This window comes from Mangrovibacter plantisponsor (assembly GCF_003182475.1).
Classification (GTDB): Bacteria; Pseudomonadota; Gammaproteobacteria; order Enterobacterales; family Enterobacteriaceae; genus Mangrovibacter; species Mangrovibacter plantisponsor.
Genome location: NZ_QGTS01000017.1, coordinates 66,518 through 86,027 on the forward strand (window position 1 = coordinate 66,518; position 19,510 = coordinate 86,027).

The following is a 19,510-nucleotide window of genomic DNA, read 5'->3' on the forward strand; positions in this document are numbered from 1 at the left end:
ATCTCAGCCCTGAATACCGTAATGGTGCAGCATGGCATCCAGTTGTGGTTCACGGCCACGGAAGCGTTTGAACAGTGTCATTGGCTCTTCGGAACCGCCACGGCTTAAGATGTTTTCCAGGAAGGACAGACCAGTCTCACGGTTGAAAATACCCTCTTCTTCGAACCGGGAAAACGCATCCGCTGCCAGGACATCGGCCCACAGGTAGCTGTAATAGCCCGCAGCATAGCCGCCAGCAAAGATATGGCTGAAGGCATGCGGGAAGCGCCCCCACGCCGGAGAAGGCACCACAGCTACCTGTCTTTTGATTTCTGCCAGTGTTTCGAGAATTTTTGCCCCCTGTTGCGGAGAAAACTCCGCATGCAGGCGGAAATCAAACAGGCCGAACTCAAGCTGGCGCAGAATAAACATTGCCGCCTGGTAATTTTTCGCCGCCAGCATTTTATCCAGCAAAGACTGTGGCAGCGGTTCACCGGTTTCGTAATGGCCAGAAATAAATGCCAGCGCTTCCGGTTCCCAGCACCAGTTTTCCATAAACTGGCTTGGCAGTTCGACTGCATCCCAGGGCACACCGTTGATTCCGGAAACACCTGCGGTATCAATACGTGTCAGCATATGGTGCAGGCCATGCCCAAACTCATGGAACAACGTCGTGACTTCATCATGGGTAAACAGTGCCGGTTTGCCATTCACCGGGCGGTTAAAGTTGCAAGTCAGGTAAGCAACGGGTTTTTGCAACGAACCGTCGGCTTTACGCAGCTGGCCTACGCAGTCATCCATCCACGCGCCACCCCGTTTGTGCTCACGGGCATACAGGTCGAGATAGAAACTGCCACGCAGGTCGCCCTGCTCATCATAGAGTTCGAAGAAACGTACATCCGGGTTCCATACGTCCACATCATGGCGTTCTTTCGCGGTAATACCGTAAATGCGTTTCACCACTTCGAACAGGCCATTTACTGCCTTGCTCTCCGGGAAATAAGGGCGCAGTTGTTCGTCGCTGATACTGTAAAGGTGCTGTTTTTGCTTCTCGCCATACCAGGTGAGATCCCACGGGTTCAGTTCTTCCACACCATAATGCTCACGGGCGAAAGCGCGCAATTGAGCCAGTTCCGCTTCACCTTGTGGGCGCGCGCGTTTGGCTAAATCGGTCAGGAAATCCAGCACCTGCCCAGTGTTTTCCGCCATTTTGGTTGCCAGAGATTTTTCAGCATAACTACCAAAGCCCAGCAGTTCAGCCAGTTCGTGGCGCAATGCCAGGATCTCTTCCATGATTGGCGTGTTATCCCACTTACCGGCATTTGGCCCCTGGTCAGAAGCACGCGTGCTGTACGCGCGGTACATCTCTTCACGCAACTCTGCGTTATCGCAATAGGTCATTACCGGCAGGTAGCTCGGGATATCCAGCGTCAGTAACCAGCCATCCTGCTCTTTCGCTTCTGCCTGAGCTTTGGCCGCAGCCAGCGCGCTTTCTGGCATCCCCGCCAGTTGGGATTCATCGGTAATCAGTTTGCTCCAGCCCATGGTGGCATCCAGCACATTATTGCTGTAAGCCGAGCCCAGTTCAGACAACCGTGCCGCAATCTCACCATAGCGTTTCTGTTTGTCTTTCGGCAGACCAATACCGGACAATTCAAAGTCTCGCAGTGCGTTATCCACTGCTTTTTTCTGTGCCACGCTCAGGCTGGCGTAATGTTCGCCATCGCGCAGGTTGCGATACGCCTGGTACAGGCCTTCGTGCTGCCCAACCCAGGTGCTGTATTCGGATAACAACGGCAGGGTTTGTTCATACGCTGCACGCAATTCCGGGCTGTTTTTGACCGAATTGAGGTGGCTTACCGGTGAGAAAATCCGCCCCAGCCTGTCGTCGGTTTCCGCCAGTGGCTGGCACAAATTATCCCATGTCCAGGGCGCACCCTGCGCCACCACCTGCTCAACTGCGGCACGGCAGGCGCCCAGTGCGTCGGTTACGGCTGGCACAACATGTTCAGGCTTGATTGCAGAAAACGGCGGAAGAGTAAAATCGGTAAGTAATGGATTGGTCATAGCGCAGTCCCAAATAAAGTGAGGCGTGTTGCCACACGCACTCTGGTGTTCCTGAATTGTCCACATCTCAAATAACCCAGCAGCCTTACAAGCCACAAATCACTGGTATTATCAGGATATACATTAAGGTATAGCATGGGGGCGTAACCTGCTCATTTCAATACTGGCCCGCACCTTTCCCGTCGCTACCACTTTTCCGGTATACTGAGCGATTATTGTCAGACATCCTGGACTCCCGCAATCATGCTTAGTTACCGCCACAGCTTTCACGCTGGCAACCATGCCGATGTGCTAAAACACACGGTTCAAAGCCTCATCATTGAGTCGCTTAAAGAAAAAGAAAAACCGTTCCTTTACCTGGATACCCACGCCGGAGCCGGGCGCTATTTACTTAGCAGTGAACAGGCGGAGCGCACGGGTGAATACCTGGAAGGGATTGCCCGCGTGTGGGACTGCCCGGATTTGCCTGAAGCCATGGCACCCTATATCAACGTAGTTCGCCAGTTGAACACCAACGGAAACCTGCGCTATTACCCGGGCTCCCCACTGATTGCCCGTGAGTTACTGCGCCCGCAGGACAGCCTGCAACTGACTGAGCTGCATCCCAGCGATTACCCGCTGTTACGTACAGAATTCAGCAAAGATGACCGTGCGCGAGTGGCACGCGGCGACGGTTACCAGCAACTGAAAGCAAAATTGCCGCCTGTTTCGCGCCGTGCTCTGGTGCTGATAGACCCGCCTTACGAAATTAAAACGGATTACCAGGCAGTGGTAGAAGGTATTGCCGAAGGCTACAAACGCTTCGCCACCGGGGTGTACGCGTTGTGGTACCCGGTAGTACTGCGCCAGCAAATTAAACGCATGATCCACGCGCTGGAAGAAACCGGCATCCGCCGTATTTTGCAAATCGAGCTGGCTGTACGCCCGGATAACGATCATCGTGGCATGACAGCGTCAGGTATGATAGTGATAAACCCGCCGTGGAAGCTGGAAGCGCAAATGGCAGAAATCCTGCCCTGGCTTCATGGCAAACTGGTGCCAGAAGGTACTGGTCACACGGCACTGAACTGGATTGTGCCCGAATAATCACTGATTGGAGTGATTGGTGGCATCATTGCAGGTCCAAACGGATACTGTTGGCCTGTTTTCACTGCGCAGGCATAACCGCGCACTAAACTAAGGAACCCCATGAGCAAACATTACGACTACATCGCGATCGGCGGCGGCAGCGGCGGTATCGCATCCATTAACCGCGCCGCTATGTACGGCCAAAAATGTGCCCTGATTGAAGCAAAAGCGTTGGGCGGAACGTGTGTGAACGTGGGTTGTGTCCCCAAAAAAGTGATGTGGCACGCCGCGCAAATCGCAGAGGCCATTCACCAGTACGGCCCGGATTATGGGTTTGATACCACAGTGAATAACTTCGACTGGCAAAAACTCCTTGCCAGCCGTAGTGCTTATATTGACCGTATTCATGCCGCTTACGATTCGGGTTTATCAAAAAACAAAGTCGATGTGATTCACGGCTTTGCCCGTTTTGTTGATGCCAAAACCGTCGAGGTCAATGGCGAAACGTATACGGCAGACCACATTCTGATTGCCACAGGCGGCCGCCCGAGCTACCCGGAAATTCCGGGCGTAGAATACGGTATTGATTCCAATGGGTTCTTTGAGCTCGAAGCACTGCCCAAACGGGTTGCGGTGGTGGGTGCCGGTTATATTGCCGTGGAAATTGCCGGTGTGCTGAACGGGCTGGGGGCTGAAACCCACCTGTTTGTACGCAAACACGCACCACTACGCAGCTTTGACCCAACCATCGTGGAAACGTTGGTTGAAGTGATGGCCGCTGAAGGGCCGCAACTGCACACCCAGGCTATTCCCAAATCGGTACAGAAAAACAGCGATGGCAGCCTGACACTGCACCTTGAAGATGGCCGCAGTTGCGAAGTTGACTGCCTGATTTGGGCCATTGGCCGTGAACCGGCGACAGATACCTTTAATCTGGCCGTTACCGGCGTGAAAACCGATGCAAAAGGCTACATTAAAGTGGATAAATGGCAGAACACCAGTGTGCCAGGTATCTATGCGGTGGGCGACAACACCGGCCATGTCGAACTGACACCCGTTGCTGTTGCCGCAGGCCGCCGCCTGTCTGAACGCTTGTTTAACAACAAGCCAGATGAGCACCTGGATTACACCAATGTGCCTACCGTCGTCTTCAGCCATCCACCCATTGGTACTGTCGGGTTAACCGAGCCACAGGCGCGTGAGCAATATGGCGACGACCAGGTGAAAGTGTATAAATCCGGTTTCACCGCTATGTATACCGCGGTAACACAACACCGCCAACCGTGCCGCATGAAGTTAGTCTGCGTGGGCGAAGAAGAAAAAATCGTTGGTATTCATGGCATTGGTTTCGGTATGGATGAAATCCTGCAAGGCTTCGCTGTCGCCCTGAAAATGGGTGCCACCAAGCAGGACTTCGATAACACTGTTGCCATTCACCCAACAGCGTCTGAAGAGTTTGTGACGATGCGTTAATCACGCCTGTTTCACACTTTTCTGATAAACAAAACGCCAGGTCATCAGCTACCTGGCGTTTTTATTGCGCATCAATCAGCGTGAGAAAACTTCCCACGCTATGCATACCCACTACTGGCACAAATGCTTCGCGTGCCAGGCGATATGCTCACCAACAAACGTGGAGATAAAGTAGTAACTATGGTCATACCCGCCCTGCAGGCGAATCGTATGCGGCAGGTTTTGCTGCTCACAGGCGGTTTTTAACAGCCCGGTTTTCAGTTGCTCTTCATAGAAGTTATCGCCCAGCCCCTGATCCACCAGCAGGTCTTTTACCCGGTGGCCGCTGTTGATTAACGCCACCGCGTCATACTGCTGCCAGGCAGCCCGGTCTTCCCCCAGGTAGGCGGAGAATGCTTTCTCACCCCAGGGAACCTGGGTGGGTGCAACAATAGGCGCAAAAGCAGACACACTGCAGAAAGCTTGCGGGTTACGTAATGCCAGCACTAACGCACCATGCCCACCCATTGAGTGACCAAACACACTGCGTTTATCCACTACCGGGAAGGAAGCCAGCACCAGCGCATGCAGTTCATTAAGCACATAGTCATACATCTGGTAATGGGGCTTCCAGGGCGACTCGGTCGCATTGAGGTAAAACCCGGCGCCCTGCCCTAAATCCCAGGCAGCATCATCGGCAACACCTTCACCGCGGGGACTGGTATCTGGTGCCACCAGCACCACACCATGCTCAGCGGCATAACGCTGCGCACCTGCCTTGGTAATAAAATTCTGCTCGTTGCATGTCAGCCCGGAAAGCCAGTACAGCACCGGGCAAGGAGCCTGGCTTGCCTGAGGAGGCACAAATACCGCGAACTGCATGGCACAATTCAGTGTGTTTGACTCATGGCGCCATACTTGCTGTAAACCGCCACACACCCAGTGTTCTTCAACTTTTTGCATCCGTTTTCTCCTGTTTCCGTGATGTCAGCAGCCGGCGGGAGGCTGTTAACCGCCCGCCAGGCAGGTGCATTAATCGTAATGAATAACAGAACGGATAGATTTCCCTTCATGCATCAGGTCGAAAGCTGTGTTGATTTCGTCCAGCGGCATCGTGTGGGTGACAAACGGTTTCAGTGCGATTTTACCGCGCATTGCATCTTCAACCATGCCAGGCAGCTGGCTACGCCCTTTCACACCACCAAAAGCAGAACCCTTCCATTGACGGCCGGTAACTAACTGGAATGGGCGAGTAGAGATCTCCTGGCCTGCGCCAGCCACACCAATAATCACAGACTGGCCCCAGCCACGGTGCGCACTTTCCAGCGCAGCACGCATCACTTTTACGTTACCAATACATTCAAAAGAGTGGTCAACGCCCCAGCCTGTCATCTCAATGATCACTTCCTGAATGGGCTTATCGTAATCGTTAGGGTTGATGCACTCTGTAGCGCCGAACTCTTTAGCCAGCTCAAATTTAGACGGGTTGGTATCAATAGCAATAATCCGCCCGGCCTGCGCCTGGCGTGCACCCTGCAGAACCGCAAGACCGATACCACCCAGGCCAAACACAGCCACAGAATCACCCGGCTGAACTTTAGCCGTGTTATGTACGGCACCAATCCCGGTGGTTACACCACAACCTAACAGGCACACCTGTTCATGGTTGGCCTGCGGGTTAATTTTTGCGAGGGAAACTTCAGCCACAACAGTGTACTCACTGAATGTGGAGCACCCCATGTAGTGATAAACCGGTTCGCCGTTGTAGGAAAAACGGGTGGTACCATCTGGCATCAGCCCTTTACCCTGAGTGGCGCGCACAGCGGTACACAGGTTGGTTTTACCGGATTTACAGAACAGGCACTCGCCGCATTCAGCGGTGTACAGTGGAATAACGTGGTCGCCAGGCTGCACACTGGTCACCCCTTCACCCACTTCAACCACTACACCGGCACCTTCGTGGCCCAGTACCACCGGGAAAACCCCTTCCGGATCATCACCAGAAAGCGTAAAGGCATCGGTATGGCAAACGCCGGTATGGGTAATTTTGATCATCACTTCGCCTGCACGCGGTGGAGCAACATCCAGCTCAACAATTTCCAGCGGTTTACCAGGACCAAAAGCAACAGCGGCACGAGATTTCATGTAGGAACTCCACTTATCAAAAAGGCACAGCGTAGCGCTGCAAAGCAGCCCGGATATCATTATGAATGGCTGCGACACAAGAAAGGATAGCCAGGCTATCGCATGATGGGGTGAGTATAGAACATATACCCCTACCGGGTATACACATTACAAGAAAAGCATTAACAAAAAGAATACAAGCTACTTATATTTAAGGAAAATTATTTAAAATAAGAGCGCACAAGCTTTGCCAACTCATCAATATCGGCCCCGTTTTCACTCTCTTCGCGCAGTTTTCCGGCAAATTCCTCACGAATGTAGCTGTCCAGAATTTCGGCCATCAGGCTGTTCATAGCACCACGCACAGCGGCCATCTGCATCAGTATTGGTGCGCAATCTGTGCCTGCTTCCAGTGAACGCTGAATGCCTTCGCACTGACCCTGAATGCGCTTAATACGGTTAAGAGCACGTTTTTTATCTTCAGGTGAATGTGGCACAGGCTCTCCTATACGGGATGGGGGTATATTGAATGTAGTCTAACACGGAAATACTGACCAGCGAGTTTTCTGTTTACACCAGAAATAAAAGTTGCGTGATGTGGCGCCCGCTGGTTACCGGGCGCATTGCCACTAACCGTGCCGCCACTGAATGGATGCAGGCAGGCGTCGCTGGTGTGGTGTGGGCTCCTGGCTGTCCACTAACTGGGTGATCATTTCAAAACAGTCACCCGCCAGTTGGCGACAATCCTGTTGAATGGTATCGATGCGCACTGAAAGAGAATCATACAGGTAATGGTCATCGAAACTGGCCAGGTAAATATCGCTGTCCAGTAAATTATGCTGGCTCATATAACGGAGCACCCCTTCGAGCAAACCACAGGCAGCGACGAACAAGGCCTTCGGCGGCCTTCCCAGCCGGGCGCACAGCGTGGCAAACATTTCATAACCACTGCTGGGGTGGTAATTACCATGAATAATCCATTCCGGGCGCAGTGCCACTCCCGCCTGTTCCAGCCCTTTACAGAACCCTTCCAGCCGGTCTTTGGTCGGCGATAAACGCGGCTGCCCGCCAAGGAAATAAAATTCGTCGGCATACTTACCTGCCACCCGGGCAACCAGCTCCGCAGTGGGCGAGACAGAATCGGTCATGACCAGTGGCAAGGTGGTGTCGCTCATATGGCGGTCAAACAATACAACCGGTAACTGCTCACTCAGTTTTTGGTAATCCGCATCGTTGAGCATGCTGGAAGCCACAATGATGCCATCCACCTGGCGTGCCACCAGGTTGCTCACCACTACCGCTTCCTGACCGGGGTTTTCATCGGTACAGGAGATAAGCAACTGCAACCCGGCTTCACGGCACAAGGTTTCCAGTTCATAAGAAAAAACAGCGAAGCCGTAGTTGGTGATTTCCGGCACCACCAGGCCTAGGGTGTGGCTGCGGCTGTCGCGCAGCAGGCGGGCGTGAATGCTGGGCTGGTAATGGTGTTGCTGGGCAACAGACAGCACACGTTCGCGTGTTTCCTGTGCGACACGCAATTCCTTACCCCGGCCATTAAGCACCAGGCTGGCGGTCGCTTTCGAGACACCCGCCAGGCTGGCAATATCACTGATGGTAATACGTTTGGTTTTTCTCACGGCAGCGAATTGGTTGATGTAAAACCCTATTCTACCATGCAGGCGCGTAACGACCAGTAGCGTGCCTGCAGTTCTGCTTCTCCGGAAAAAGAGAGTGTTGCTGGCTGTGCCGGAAAATAACGGCTACTCATTACACCTTCACCCTGGTTAATGAAAATCTCTACGCTTGAATGGTCGCACAGAATCTGCAACCCGGTAGCTGGGGCATTCCAGTACCGATACTGCCACTCACCGTTTTCCAGGCTACGCCGGGCGAGGCATAATTCACCGTCACTCCAGGTCAGCACCAGGTCATCATTGCCAAAATGCAGGGTGGCACTCTTCCCCGGAGTACGGCTCAACAAGATCTCCAGCCGCTCCGCCGGGATTTCGGGGGCCTGCGACGCCTGCCCTTGCCAGCCAGATTCCGTTTCGCGCAACATCTGCAATTCAGTGACTGGCTGTTGGAATAACCGCCCTTGCTTCAGAGAAAGCTGGCGCGGGCAGGTCATCTGGTGGATCCACCCTTGTTTGATGGTGGGCTGGCGCATTTCTTCACCGTCCGGTACGCCCATCCAGCCAATTAACAGCCGCCGCCCGTCTTCCGCCAGTGCAGTTTGTGGGGCATAGAACTCAAAACCGGCATCCAGCTCTGCCAGTGGGCCATGGTGGAAGGTTGCGCTGCCGGCCTGCAGAGTGCCGCACAACCATGCTGCAGGGTAAGTATTCAGAAAGCGTTTTTCTTGCTTTGCGACGCCCTGCGGGCAGGCGATTAACACATCCTGCCCGTCCAGGTGAAACAGATCCGGGCATTCCCACATATAACCTGCTTCGCCCAGGCCACCCAGGCCACTGCCAGCAATTTCACCAGCCAAAGTCCAGTCAGTGAGGTTGCAGGAATGGAATAACAACACCTTGCCTTGCTTGTGTTTATCCTGCGCTCCCAGCACCATGTACCAGGTGTCACCCTGTTGCCAAACTTTCGGGTCGCGCACATGCCCGGTGTACCCTTCAGGCAACGCCAGAACCGGGCCTGTTTTATCAAACCCACCCTGGGCATTTTCTACCGCCAGGCACTGCCAGGCAGTACGGCTGCCGTCGTCAAACTTTACGTTACCGGTGTAGCACAGGGTTAATTGTCCCTTGTTATCCACAGCACTGCCGGAATAGCACCCACTGCGGTCATAGTCTTCCCCTGGCATCAGCGCGATGGGAGCATGCTGCCAGTGCACCAAATCCGGTGAACGCCAGTGCCCCCAGCTTTTATTTTGGTGGCTGCAACCCAAAGGGTTCCATTGGTAGAACAGGTGGTATTCACCCTGAAAATGGATAAACCCGTTTGGGTCGTTCATCAGCCCGGTAACCGGCGCAAGGTGCCAGCCCGGGTAGTGAGGGTCTTTCAGTGCCCGGGGCTGGCCCTGCATAACTGCCTGCAAAAACGCAGGCAGCAGAGAAGAAGAAGTCATTATTGTGAGTCCGTTTTGTATTTCAGTAACAAGGACACCAGGAACGCACTAACAAATGCGATAGCCATTCCAATAATATAATTGAGCAAAGAACCGGCCTGCACAATTGCCATCCCCGGCAGCCCGGTAAGGCCTACCGCGGTCATATAAACATGCACGGAAACCACCCATGCGCCACCCAGCGCACCACCAATCAGCCCGGCAATAAACGGCTTAACAAAGCGCAGGTTAATACCAAAGATAGCCGCTTCGGTAATCCCCAGTAAGGCGGAAAAAGCGGAAGGAAGGGTGATGGCTTTAATTTTCGCATCGCGGGTTTTAAACCACACGGCAAGACACGCACCGCCCTGAGCCACGTTAGACATCGCCCAAATGGGCAACAGGAAGTTCACCCCAACAGACGGGTCGCCCAGCAGGCCGGCTTCAATCGCGTGAAAACTGTGGTGAATACCGGTAATGACGATGATGGAATAGAGCCCGCCGAACAGTAAGCCTGCCAGCCACCCGGCATGGGTTATCAGGGTACTGAGAACGAAAGTAATACCGTCACCCAGCGCACGGCCTGCCGGACCGATAAGCAACAGCGCAACAAAACCCGAGATAATCACGGTCAGGAAAGGTGTGAGAATGAGGTCCAGTGCATCCGGAATCACCCGGCGTAACTGTTTCTCCAATATGCTCATAAACCACACGGCCAGCAGTACCGGAAACACAGTACCCTGGTAGCCAATCATGGCAATTTCGAGGCCGAAGAAGTTCATGGTATGGAAACCGGCAGCCACGCCCCAGGCATTAGTCAGCGCAGGGTGAGTCAGTATCCCGCCAAGGGTCGCCCCCAGATACGGGTTGCCACCAAATTCACGGGCGGCGGTAAAACCTATCAAAATCGGCAGAATGATAAAGGCTGCTGAACTGAACATATCCAGCATGATATACAGCGCGTTATCGGGCTGTACCCAGCCGTAGGTTTTCACCATCCCCAGAAGCCCCATCAACAAACCAGAAGCGACAATGGCAGGGATAATAGGCACAAAAATATTGGATAGCAGGCGGGCAATACGCTGGAAAGGATTTAACTTTCTGGCGGCCAGTGTCGCGGCCTCAGATTTGCTGGATTCACTGACTCCGGCAACGACAACAAATGCGGCATAAACCTTGTTGACTACCCCAGTACCAAAGATAATCTGCAACTGACCGGCATTGCGAAAACACCCTTTTACGCCGTCAACTTTTTCAATCGCGGATGTATCTGCTTTGGCGTCATCAGCCAGAACCAGGCGCAGGCGTGTTGCGCAATGAGCCGCACTGGCGATATTTTCCTTGCCGCCGATCAAGGGTAATAACGACCGGGCAATCTGTTCAAAGTCCATGATGACCTCTGTGTTTATTGTTGTTAATCGTGGTTTAAGGCCTTCAGGCTGAGCGTCCTCCTAAAGGCCCATGCCTGTCAGAACCAGGTTTCCATCTGTACGCCGAAGTTCCACTCGCCACCGGCGGTAAAGCCATTACTGCCAAAGCTGTCGCTGCTGGAGTAGTTATCCAGGCGATGATCCCAGTCCATCCATGTTGCGAACAGGCGCAATTCAGGACGTTTGAGGAACTCACCCACATCACTGGCTTTCAGCGTTGGCGCCACTGTCAGTTTGTAGAAGTTGCCACTTACTGCATTACGGCTGTTATAGCCTTGCGGGCGTAAGTCCATATACTGGTAAGTGGTTTCATACTGCATTTCAAAGTTTTGGGTAAATTCCTGAATAAAGCGCAGGTTCAGTGTGGCCCACTGGTAGCTGTCACCTTTTACATAGCGGTCTTTGCTGGTTTGCGCCAGCACAGCAGGTGCAATGTGCCAGCCATCACCTAAAGAGGTCATCCCGTAGCTTGCCAGCCGCCAGGTATTGGCTTCTGGCAACAGCGCGCCGTCAGCCCCGATGGTTTTCACTTCAGCACCCAGGCCATGGCCGTACAGCAATGCCGTTTTTGATGTGCCATCACGCAGGCCGTAGAAGCTGTCGTTATGCAACCCCAGTAAAGCGTGGACACCGGTATTGGCGGCGTCTTTCTTCACCAGGTTATCGTCAATATCGCGCCGTTCATCATTGTCTTTTGCCCGCATACCGCTGACCATTAACTGTACCGGGCCCATATAGTTATTCAGGGTCAGGATATAGTTCTGTGCGGTATTTTCGCTATTCTCGATATCGCCGAAGGTACGGCCATACAAAGAGAAGTTACTGCGCGCATTGTCGCTCCACGCCATGTCATAAATACCGGCACCGGTCCCGGCCAGGAACACGACATCTGAGTCAATCCAGTGGATGTCAAAGTTGTCGCGGTCAAAGCGTTTACCGGCCCACACTGTGCTGTCTTTGAACGCGCCACTGAACGTGGGCAAATGGCCGAGTTCGGTAAAGGCCTGGCGCACGTTGAGGTCGCTGGAAGAAGCGGTCCAGTCGTTATAGGTTCTTTGCCCGTCAGCCAGCATCACTTTAAAGCGAGTAGTTGCGCCATTGGCCAGGGTTTGCTTGTGTTCCAGGTTCATTTCCAGGTAGGTGTCTGGCTCATTACCAAGGCGCCCCACGTGCCCACCCGTTTCCCCGGCTGGCGTAAAGGTTGGGCCACCCTGAGTTTTCGCGGCAGAGTCATTCATCAACAAACCAGAACGGGCATATCCATGAAATTCAAAGCCATCACTGGCGTTGTTTTTTTCTTCCAGACGAGCAGTACGCTGCTCTGTTTGTTGAGCAACCGCCTGAGCCTGTACAACGGTTGCCTGGGTTTTCTGTTGGGTTGCCGCCAGGTTTTTCACCTGTTGTTCTGCGGCCTCGGCCCGGTGTTCAGCTATATCCGCACGGTGTTCTGCTGCCTGTAGGCGCTGCTCCATTGCGGCAAGCCGTGCTTCAATGCTGGTTAAGTCCGTATCGGCGAAAGCGGTCTGAGAGCCGATCAGCAAGCCAATGCTTATTGCAAGAATGCTTTTTTTCATCATGGTGAGGCTTTCCTGAAAGAGAGGTATCATCATTTTTTGCTAACTTGCTAAACCGGTTTAGGCCTGAATCATAATCATGTCAGAATTTGCCATGCAACATATTCTGCTAAACCGTTTTAGTCATTGTGACAAGCTTCGCAAATCGGGCTGACAGACAGCCCGCAGAGGTACTCAGGAAACCAGGTTTACAGGCAGTGACGGAAAGGTAATGCAGTCATAGCGCCTTTGGCAGTTGTTGCCAGGGCACCACAACGCTGAGCTGTCGCAATTAATGGTGCCAGTTGCGGCATGTTTTGTGGGAAGCCATCGCGTGCCAGCCCCCACAGTAACCCGGCAACAAACGCATCACCGGCGCCAGTGGTATCAATGCTTTCCACAACCTGAGCCGGGTAATGCTGAACCGCTCCCCCAAAGCAGGCCATAACGCCTGCCCGCCCCTGAGTCACCAACAACAACGGAATGTGGTAATGCGCAGCCAGCGCCTCCGGGCTCTCTGGCGCGCCAGGTGAAGCCATAATAAATGCCAGTTCCTCTTCGGAAAGCTTAACCACATCGGCCAGCGCCAATGCTTTGCCAAGGCATTCCCGCAATAAAACCGGGTCAGGCCACAAGTCTTCGCGAATGTTGGGATCAAAACTTACTCGCCCTCCCGCCTGGCGAATTTGTGCCATTGCCGCAAATGTTGTGCTGCGGCTGGGCTCAGCGGAAAGCGCAATGGAGCACACGTGCAACCATTCATTTGCGGCCATCACCGGTAAATTATTCTGTGAAAGGAAAAGATCGGCACTGGGCCGGACCATGAAAGTGAACGTGCGCTCGCCCTGCTCATCGAGAGCAACCACAACTGTTGAGGTGCGTTGCTGTAGGTCGAATGTGAGGTACTGGGTATCAACTTGTTCTGCCTGCAGTGTTTGCGCCATAAAATGACCAAACGGGTCATCACCCACCCGGCCAATGAAAGCACTTTTCCCTCCGAGCCTTGAGATACCCACCGCAACATTGGCAGGCGCGCCACCCGGGCATTGCAATAAACGGCCTGCTCCATCAGGCAGCAGGTCGACGACCGCATCGCCCAGCACCCATACTTTTCCAGACATGTTTTATCCTCATAAATTGTGCTGGCTAAACATTAAATTAAACCGGTTTAGCAAATCAATTCATTTTTAGCGAAGCCTGCCTGGCAAAAAATTTATGAGTTAGCTGAATGCTGAGGTTATCTGAAGTAGAAGAAAAACAGTAAGCAGCGAGGCGGGCTATTCACACGCCCGCCAAAGAATGAAGATTACCGAATGGTGTCGTAAATTTGCTCATGAATATCTGACCACTTAACAGCACCACCTGCGCCAGATCTTTCGCGCTGCAGTGCCTGAAGCCAGGCCTGATGCTCCTGTTCAACAACATCATTTTGCCAGCAGAAGGTTTCCAGGAAGGTTTTACGCATAGAGGTTAGTGATTCCCCTCGCGCCATTGCATCACTGATGGTGCTAATCATCCGGCGGCAAGGTTCCGGTTCATCCATCTGGGAACGAAAGTTAATTAACAGTTCCAGCATGTCACGCTGGTCTTTTGCCAGTGGTTGCTCAGCCCATGAAGCCTGCCAGGTCATACCGCCTTCAAGGAACTGCCGCACCACTTTGCGGTCACCGCGCACAATTGCCGAACGAAAGTTTTCCGGGGTCCAGTCTATACCCTGGTGTTTTAGCTCCAGGCGCGGGCCGGTGACATCGCCAGAAGGGGCATTTTTCATAAATCCTACATAACGTTCGCCCATCAGCTTGCCGTCGTTCTGGTTATCACGATTAAGATGGGTAAGCAGAAAAATACCCACACCGAGTATTGCCACCAGAGCTACGCCCACAGCAGACCACAACACAGTCGCCAGCAAATTGACCGGTTCAGATGCCACATCCGGAGCTTTGTATTGTTCTTTTTGCAGGCTGTCCTGCACCGCACCGGTATCAGTACCGTTTTTTTGGAAGAACTGCCCAAGCTCTGCCGGGTCGGCATGCTGAAAAGCTGAAGGGTCAACTTTAGTGCGGCCTTCCCGGTATGCTTTCTGTACCGGTTCAGTGATTTCGCCGACATAATTTTCCAGCAAGGCAAGCTGGACAGCAGACAAAGGCTGGCGGGCAACTACCTGGTTGCGCATCAGGCGGATTTCATCAAGAAATGCCTGCAATGTTTTGCGCTGGTCCACCAAAAACCCCTGGGAGGACGCATTAAAAACCGGGGCATAAAACCGGTTGAATTCCCGTTTATCCACCAGCACTGACGCCAGTTCGCTGAACATCAGGCCACTGATAATGTCACCTTTATCGCCCTGTGACTGGCTGCGTTTCACGGCACTTACACCCAGTAAAGTCGTCAGGTGCGTGGAGAGTTTAGCTTTGTCCGGCCAGGCTCGGCTGATGAGCTGGCGCAACATCAGTTCCACAGCACGAATCTGCGCTTTTCCCTGAAACTGGGTTTCTGCGTCGCTGGCAGGCAAGGACGCGGTCCATTTCAATGCGGGCTGTTTCTCGCGCATTTTCTCCAGCCAGGAAACATAACGCAGAGCGGCAATAACCTGGTGTGGCGTGGCCGATTGCGCACTTTCATTGGTGGGTACCAACTGCTGGAAGTGACGCAGCAGTAGTGTGAACTGTGACATCCCGGCATCGTTAAGCTTCAGGCGCTTACCGATTTCCGCCCAACTGCCCAGGCTGGCGCGGGCCTGTTCAAGCTGTTCGAAGAACCATTCAGGGCCACTCCCCGCCAATGGCTTGTAATTCAGCAAAGCGAGGATTTGCACCGACGCTTCGTCAGAGATTGCCAGGCAGTGAGCCAGTGTGTCTTTCAGCGCTTGCGGGGATGGGGTTGTCATAATCGTCCTTAGTGTAAAACCGTGGCCCAAGACAGGCTTAAATAATAGTTATCGGTATTTATTCAGGTTTATTCAGCGTCAAACGGAAAAACTGTGGGGTCAGGAACACTATTTGCGACAAGTAAAACGGCGCGGTGTTGAAATCGCGCCAGAAACATGGGAGAAGAAAGTTAATGTATTCCACAAATCTTCTGGGAAAAGGCACATTTGCTATGCCGGGCTCGTATCCTGACACGCTGGTTCTCACAACTCCCCGGCTGGTAATGCGGCAACTCAGTGCTGCCGACTGGCCATTTTACTTGTCCCTGCAATCTAACCCGGCAGTCATGAAATTTATTAGCGATCCCCGGAATGAAGAGGCTGCCCGGGCTGGTTTTGACACCCGCTTGCCACACTGGCAACCGGGAAGCCAGCACTGGTTGTGCCTTGTTATTATGCAGCGCGCCTCAGGTGTACCTGTTGGGCTGACTGGTTTTTTACCTGACGGAAACGCACAGGCTGAAGTAGGTTTTATGCTCAGCCCGGACTGGCACAGGCAGGGTTATGGCTATGAATCGCTCCAGGCGGTGGTGAAATACGGGTTTACCACCCTCGGGTTACATAAGTTAACCGCAACGGTTACCGCGGGTAATCAGGGGAGCCGGGCGTTGTTAGAAAAGGCAGGTTTTTGCCTGGAAGGAACACGGCGGGAAAGTTACTGGCTGGGTGGAGAATGGCGTGATGACTGGCTGTTTGGGTTGCTGGCGCGGGAGGCCGCCCTCTGAGTATTTTGCCAGAGGGCAACACCCTGAATTACAGGAACATGCCGCCAGATACTTCAACACGCTGCGCTGTCATCCAGGCCAGAGAGTCGCTCAATAAAGCAACAATGGCATCACCGATATCATCTGGCAAACCCACCCGGCCCAGAGCCGTCTGGCTGGCAATAAACTGGTTCATATTGCTGTTATCACGCACATTACCACCTTCAAAGTCGGTTTCAATCGCACCGGGGGCAATGCAGTTAACACGAATACGACGCGGCCCCAGCTCTTTTGCCATATAGCGGGTCAGCACTTCTATCCCGCCTTTCATGGTGGCATAAGCGGAATAACCCGGTACGGAAAAACGCGCCAGCCCACTGGAAACATTCAGAATAGCGCCACCATCGCGAATAACAGGTAACAGCGCCTGGCTCAGGAAAAATGGCCCTTTCAAATGGAGTGCCATCAACCCATCAAAAACAGCCTCAGTAAACTCGCCAAAAGGCGCACTGCTGCCAGTTCCGGCATTGTTGATTAAATAATCAATCTGTGAGCACTGCCATTGTGAATGCAGTGCCTCTGTCAGGGTTTCCACAAAGGCAGGGAATTGAGAACTTTGGCCAACATCTAACTGAATATCTTTAACTTTGACGCCTTTTTCGGCTATCTCCCGCAAAGTTTCCTCTGCCGCCTGTTGGTTGCTATGCCAGGTAAAAATAATATCAATTCCGGCACTGGCAAGCTTCAGCGCAGCATTTTTCCCCAGCCCACGGCTCCCGCCAGTTATCAAAGCAATACGTTGTGTCATCATAAACCTCATCTTTGTCTGTTGTGTTGTCGAAATACAGCTTATTAGCTGCTATAAAAACAATAAATGTAACGAAATACACATCACTGTTTCACTCATGACAACAATAGAGCAAAAACATGGATAAAATTCACGCAATGCAATTGTTCCTGCGGGTTGCGGAACTCGAGAGTTTTACCCGTGCCGCAGACACGCTGGGTTTGCCCAAAGGTAGCGTGTCCCGCCAGATTCAGGCGCTGGAAAATCAACTGGGCACCCAGCTGCTGCACCGCACAACACGCCGTGTCAGCCTTACCCAGGACGGCATGGTTTATTACGAACGTTGCCGGGATGTTCTGGCGAACCTTGATGAAATGGATGGCATGTTTCAGCATGACCCGCGCAGTATTAGCGGGCGCTTGCGCGTAGATTTGCCCGTAGATATCGCCAGTAAAGTGGTGATTCCCCGCCTGCCGGTATTTTTACAACAATACCCCGGTATTGAGCTGGAGCTCAGCAGCAGCGACCGCCTGGTGGATGTCATTCGTGAAGGGTTCGATTGCGTGTTACGGGTTGGCGGGCTAAAGGATTCAGGGCTGGTTGCGCGCCCACTGGGAAAAATGGTGGTTGTTAACTGTGCCAGCCCGGATTACCTGGCACGTTTTGGCTACCCTTCAACGCTTGAAGACTTGAGCAACCATGCATTAATTCATTACACAGTGAATCTGGGCACACGCCCCACAGGGTTTGAATACGTTGACGACAAGCAGTCACATCAGGTCAAGACGGGCGGTATTCTGACGGTAAACAGCACCCAGGCATATAAAGATGCCTGCCTGGCGGGTCTGGGCATCATTCAGGTTCCGCGCGTAGGAGTAAGAGAGTTTTTACGCCAGGGGAAATTAATTGAGATTCTTCCACAGTACCGGGCAGACCCCATGCCTGTATCCCTGATTTACCCGCACCGGCGCAACCTTTCACGCCGGGTACACTTGTTTATGAACTGGTTAAGCGAAGTTGTGAAACGTTATCTGGAACAGCCCTGAGCTATACTACAACCAATGAGCCCGACCGGCAGGGCTCACGCATTCAGCTATTAATTGAAGGGAAACACATGTCTGTACCGGAAAACCGCCCAAATACCGGCGACTCATCTCAGCAATCATCCTCCACCCGCGCGGCGAACGGCGCGGTAGATAAAGCGATGTCGGCAGTAAACCAGGCAAGCCGTAACCCGGTGGTGGCACACTTACTGCGCGCGGCAGAGCGTTTTAATGACCGTATGGGCAACCAGTTTGGCGCTGCCATTACCTACTTTTCATTTTTATCACTGATTCCGGTATTAATGGTGTCGTTTGCTGTTGCCGGGTATGTACTGGCTTCACACCCCACACTGCTGGAGGATATTTTTACCCGCATCCTCAATAATGTCAGTGATCCCACCCTGGCAAGTACACTGAAAAGCACTATCAACACCGCCGTACAACAGCGCACAACCGTGGGCCTGGTTGGGTTGTTGATTGCGCTTTATTCCGGAATCAACTGGATGGGCAACCTGAGGGAAGCGGTAAGGGCTCAGTCACGGGATGTCTGGGAACGTAATCCTCAGGACAAAGAAAAAATTTGGGTGAAATATTTACGCGACTTCACGGCACTGACAGGGTTGATTATTGCTCTGGTGGTCACGCTGTTTATTACCTCTGTTGCCGGCTCGGCCCAAACGCTGATCATTCGCCTGCTGCACCTGGATGCACTGACCTGGCTGAAACCCGCCTGGCACATGATTGGGCTGGCTATTTCAATTTTCGCCAACTACTTGTTATTTTTCTGGATATTCTGGCGATTACCCCGCCACCGCCCACGCCGTAAGGCGTTAATTCGCGGTACCCTCATCGCCGCGGTCGGTTTTGAAGTGCTGAAGATTATTATGACCTATACCTTGCCGAAACTGGTCAGTTCGCCTTCCGGTGCAGCCTTTGGCTCCGTGCTGGGTTTAATGGCGTTCTTTTACTTCTTTGCCCGCCTTACGCTGTTCTGTGCCGCATGGATAGCCACAGCACAATACAAAGATGATCCTCAAATGCCAGGCAAATCACGAAATTAATGCTGCCTTTCCCGCCATTTTTAGCAATAAATGGCGGAATGACAGATAAATAGCATATAACACCAGTCCGTAACTTTTATTTAACCAAAATCCAGTTTTTTATTCTATTTTTTACAAATTGAAAAGCATGTAACATAAGTTTTCTTCCCAGCATAAACATTATCCACTTTTCGCCTGTTTTTTCACCAGCAGAGCTACCTTTGCGCCGTTGAAATGTCACTTTTGCTGTGCCTAATATTGCTGTCCACACGTCGT

At 52.7% G+C, this 19,510-nt stretch carries 15 protein-coding genes and 1 pseudogene; 5 read left to right on the forward strand and 11 right to left on the reverse strand.

Annotated elements, in window-relative coordinates; translation table 11 throughout:
• Positions 1-3: 3 nt before the first annotated feature.
• The gene (gene prlC, locus DES37_RS21710) at positions 4-2,046 is read right to left on the reverse strand and encodes an oligopeptidase A (protein WP_110027877.1); all 2,043 of its coding nucleotides are present in this window, start codon (positions 2,044-2,046) and stop codon (positions 4-6) included.
• A gap of 243 nt (positions 2,047-2,289) precedes the next feature.
• Between prlC and DES37_RS21715 the strand changes: the two genes are divergently transcribed.
• Together DES37_RS21715 and gorA are read left to right on the forward strand one after the other, a co-directional pair.
• Positions 2,290-3,132 (forward strand): 23S rRNA (adenine(2030)-N(6))-methyltransferase RlmJ, encoded by an 843-nt coding sequence (locus DES37_RS21715; RefSeq protein WP_036114336.1) that lies wholly within the window; start codon positions 2,290-2,292, stop codon positions 3,130-3,132.
• Between the two features lie 102 nt (positions 3,133-3,234).
• The gene (gorA, locus tag DES37_RS21720; RefSeq protein ID WP_110027864.1) at positions 3,235-4,587 is read left to right on the forward strand and encodes a glutathione-disulfide reductase; all 1,353 of its coding nucleotides are present in this window, start codon (positions 3,235-3,237) and stop codon (positions 4,585-4,587) included.
• 111 nt (positions 4,588-4,698) lie between these two features.
• Here the strand turns inward: gorA and fghA are convergent, their stop codons facing one another.
• From fghA to DES37_RS21765, 9 genes are all read right to left on the reverse strand, one after another.
• Entirely contained in the window at positions 4,699-5,529 is an 831-nt protein-coding gene (fghA, locus tag DES37_RS21725; protein ID WP_110027865.1) for an S-formylglutathione hydrolase, read from the reverse strand.
• Positions 5,530-5,598: 69 nt separating this feature from the next.
• Positions 5,599-6,711: an S-(hydroxymethyl)glutathione dehydrogenase/class III alcohol dehydrogenase gene (locus tag DES37_RS21730; protein ID WP_110027866.1), complete on the reverse strand. Its 1,113-nt coding sequence runs from the start codon at positions 6,709-6,711 to the stop codon at positions 5,599-5,601.
• Between the two features lie 200 nt (positions 6,712-6,911).
• On the reverse strand, positions 6,912-7,187 hold the full coding sequence (locus tag DES37_RS21735; RefSeq protein ID WP_110027867.1) for a metal/formaldehyde-sensitive transcriptional repressor: 276 nt from the start codon (positions 7,185-7,187) through the stop codon (positions 6,912-6,914).
• Positions 7,188-7,319: 132 nt separating this feature from the next.
• Complete coding sequence (locus DES37_RS21740; RefSeq protein WP_036114351.1) at positions 7,320-8,327, reverse strand: LacI family DNA-binding transcriptional regulator; 1,008 nt, start codon at positions 8,325-8,327, stop codon at positions 7,320-7,322.
• A gap of 26 nt (positions 8,328-8,353) precedes the next feature.
• On the reverse strand, positions 8,354-9,772 hold the full coding sequence (locus DES37_RS21745; protein ID WP_110027868.1) for a sucrose-6-phosphate hydrolase: 1,419 nt from the start codon (positions 9,770-9,772) through the stop codon (positions 8,354-8,356).
• Positions 9,772-11,142: a sucrose-specific PTS transporter subunit IIBC gene (locus DES37_RS21750; RefSeq protein WP_036114356.1), complete on the reverse strand. Its 1,371-nt coding sequence runs from the start codon at positions 11,140-11,142 to the stop codon at positions 9,772-9,774. The genes DES37_RS21745 and DES37_RS21750 overlap by 1 nt, the downstream gene beginning before the upstream one ends.
• Positions 11,143-11,219: 77 nt before the next feature.
• Complete coding sequence (locus DES37_RS21755; protein WP_110027878.1) at positions 11,220-12,755, reverse strand: carbohydrate porin; 1,536 nt, start codon at positions 12,753-12,755, stop codon at positions 11,220-11,222.
• Positions 12,756-12,943: 188 nt separating this feature from the next.
• Positions 12,944-13,855, reverse strand: a complete 912-nt coding sequence (locus DES37_RS21760; RefSeq protein WP_110027869.1) for an aminoimidazole riboside kinase — start codon at positions 13,853-13,855, stop codon at positions 12,944-12,946.
• A gap of 185 nt (positions 13,856-14,040) precedes the next feature.
• Positions 14,041-15,621 (reverse strand): STY4199 family HEPN domain-containing protein, encoded by a 1,581-nt coding sequence (locus tag DES37_RS21765; protein WP_036114361.1) that lies wholly within the window; start codon positions 15,619-15,621, stop codon positions 14,041-14,043.
• 212 nt (positions 15,622-15,833) lie between these two features.
• Between DES37_RS21765 and DES37_RS21770 the strand changes: the two genes are divergently transcribed.
• On the forward strand, positions 15,834-16,385 hold the full coding sequence (locus tag DES37_RS21770) for a GNAT family N-acetyltransferase (protein ID WP_036114393.1): 552 nt from the start codon (positions 15,834-15,836) through the stop codon (positions 16,383-16,385).
• 28 nt (positions 16,386-16,413) lie between these two features.
• Here DES37_RS21770 and DES37_RS21775 read toward each other — a convergent pair whose 3' ends face one another.
• Positions 16,414-17,172: an SDR family NAD(P)-dependent oxidoreductase gene (locus DES37_RS21775; RefSeq protein ID WP_110027879.1), complete on the reverse strand. Its 759-nt coding sequence runs from the start codon at positions 17,170-17,172 to the stop codon at positions 16,414-16,416.
• A 119-nt stretch (positions 17,173-17,291) separates the two neighbouring features.
• On the opposite strand from DES37_RS21775, the gene DES37_RS21780 reads away from it, so the two are divergent.
• Together DES37_RS21780 and yhjD are read left to right on the forward strand one after the other, a co-directional pair.
• Positions 17,292-18,197 carry a LysR family transcriptional regulator gene (locus DES37_RS21780; protein ID WP_110027870.1) on the forward strand — a complete coding sequence of 302 codons (906 nt, stop codon included), beginning with the start codon at positions 17,292-17,294 and terminating at the stop codon, positions 18,195-18,197.
• Between the two features lie 182 nt (positions 18,198-18,379).
• Positions 18,380-19,255: pseudogene (yhjD, locus tag DES37_RS21785) on the forward strand (inner membrane protein YhjD); the annotation flags it as partial.
• Positions 19,256-19,510: the final 255 nt, after the last annotated feature.

Excerpts from the sequence above, each read along its gene's own strand:
- prlC (WP_110027877.1), bottom strand. The coding sequence starts at position 2,046 with ATGACCAATCCATTACTTACCGATTTTACTCTTCCGCCGTTTTCTGCA.
- DES37_RS21715 (WP_036114336.1), top strand. The coding sequence starts at position 2,290 with ATGCTTAGTTACCGCCACAGCTTTCACGCTGGCAACCATGCCGATGTG.
- gorA (WP_110027864.1), top strand. The coding sequence starts at position 3,235 with ATGAGCAAACATTACGACTACATCGCGATCGGCGGCGGCAGCGGCGGT.
- fghA (WP_110027865.1), bottom strand. The coding sequence starts at position 5,529 with ATGCAAAAAGTTGAAGAACACTGGGTGTGTGGCGGTTTACAGCAAGTA.
- DES37_RS21730 (WP_110027866.1), bottom strand. The coding sequence starts at position 6,711 with ATGAAATCTCGTGCCGCTGTTGCTTTTGGTCCTGGTAAACCGCTGGAA.
- DES37_RS21745 (WP_110027868.1), bottom strand. The coding sequence starts at position 9,772 with ATGACTTCTTCTTCTCTGCTGCCTGCGTTTTTGCAGGCAGTTATGCAG.
- DES37_RS21750 (WP_036114356.1), bottom strand. The coding sequence starts at position 11,142 with ATGGACTTTGAACAGATTGCCCGGTCGTTATTACCCTTGATCGGCGGC.
- DES37_RS21755 (WP_110027878.1), bottom strand. The coding sequence starts at position 12,755 with ATGAAAAAAAGCATTCTTGCAATAAGCATTGGCTTGCTGATCGGCTCT.
- DES37_RS21760 (WP_110027869.1), bottom strand. The coding sequence starts at position 13,855 with ATGTCTGGAAAAGTATGGGTGCTGGGCGATGCGGTCGTCGACCTGCTG.
- DES37_RS21765 (WP_036114361.1), bottom strand. The coding sequence starts at position 15,621 with ATGACAACCCCATCCCCGCAAGCGCTGAAAGACACACTGGCTCACTGC.
- DES37_RS21770 (WP_036114393.1), top strand. The coding sequence starts at position 15,834 with ATGCCGGGCTCGTATCCTGACACGCTGGTTCTCACAACTCCCCGGCTG.
- DES37_RS21775 (WP_110027879.1), bottom strand. The coding sequence starts at position 17,172 with ATGACACAACGTATTGCTTTGATAACTGGCGGGAGCCGTGGGCTGGGG.
- DES37_RS21780 (WP_110027870.1), top strand. The coding sequence starts at position 17,292 with ATGGATAAAATTCACGCAATGCAATTGTTCCTGCGGGTTGCGGAACTC.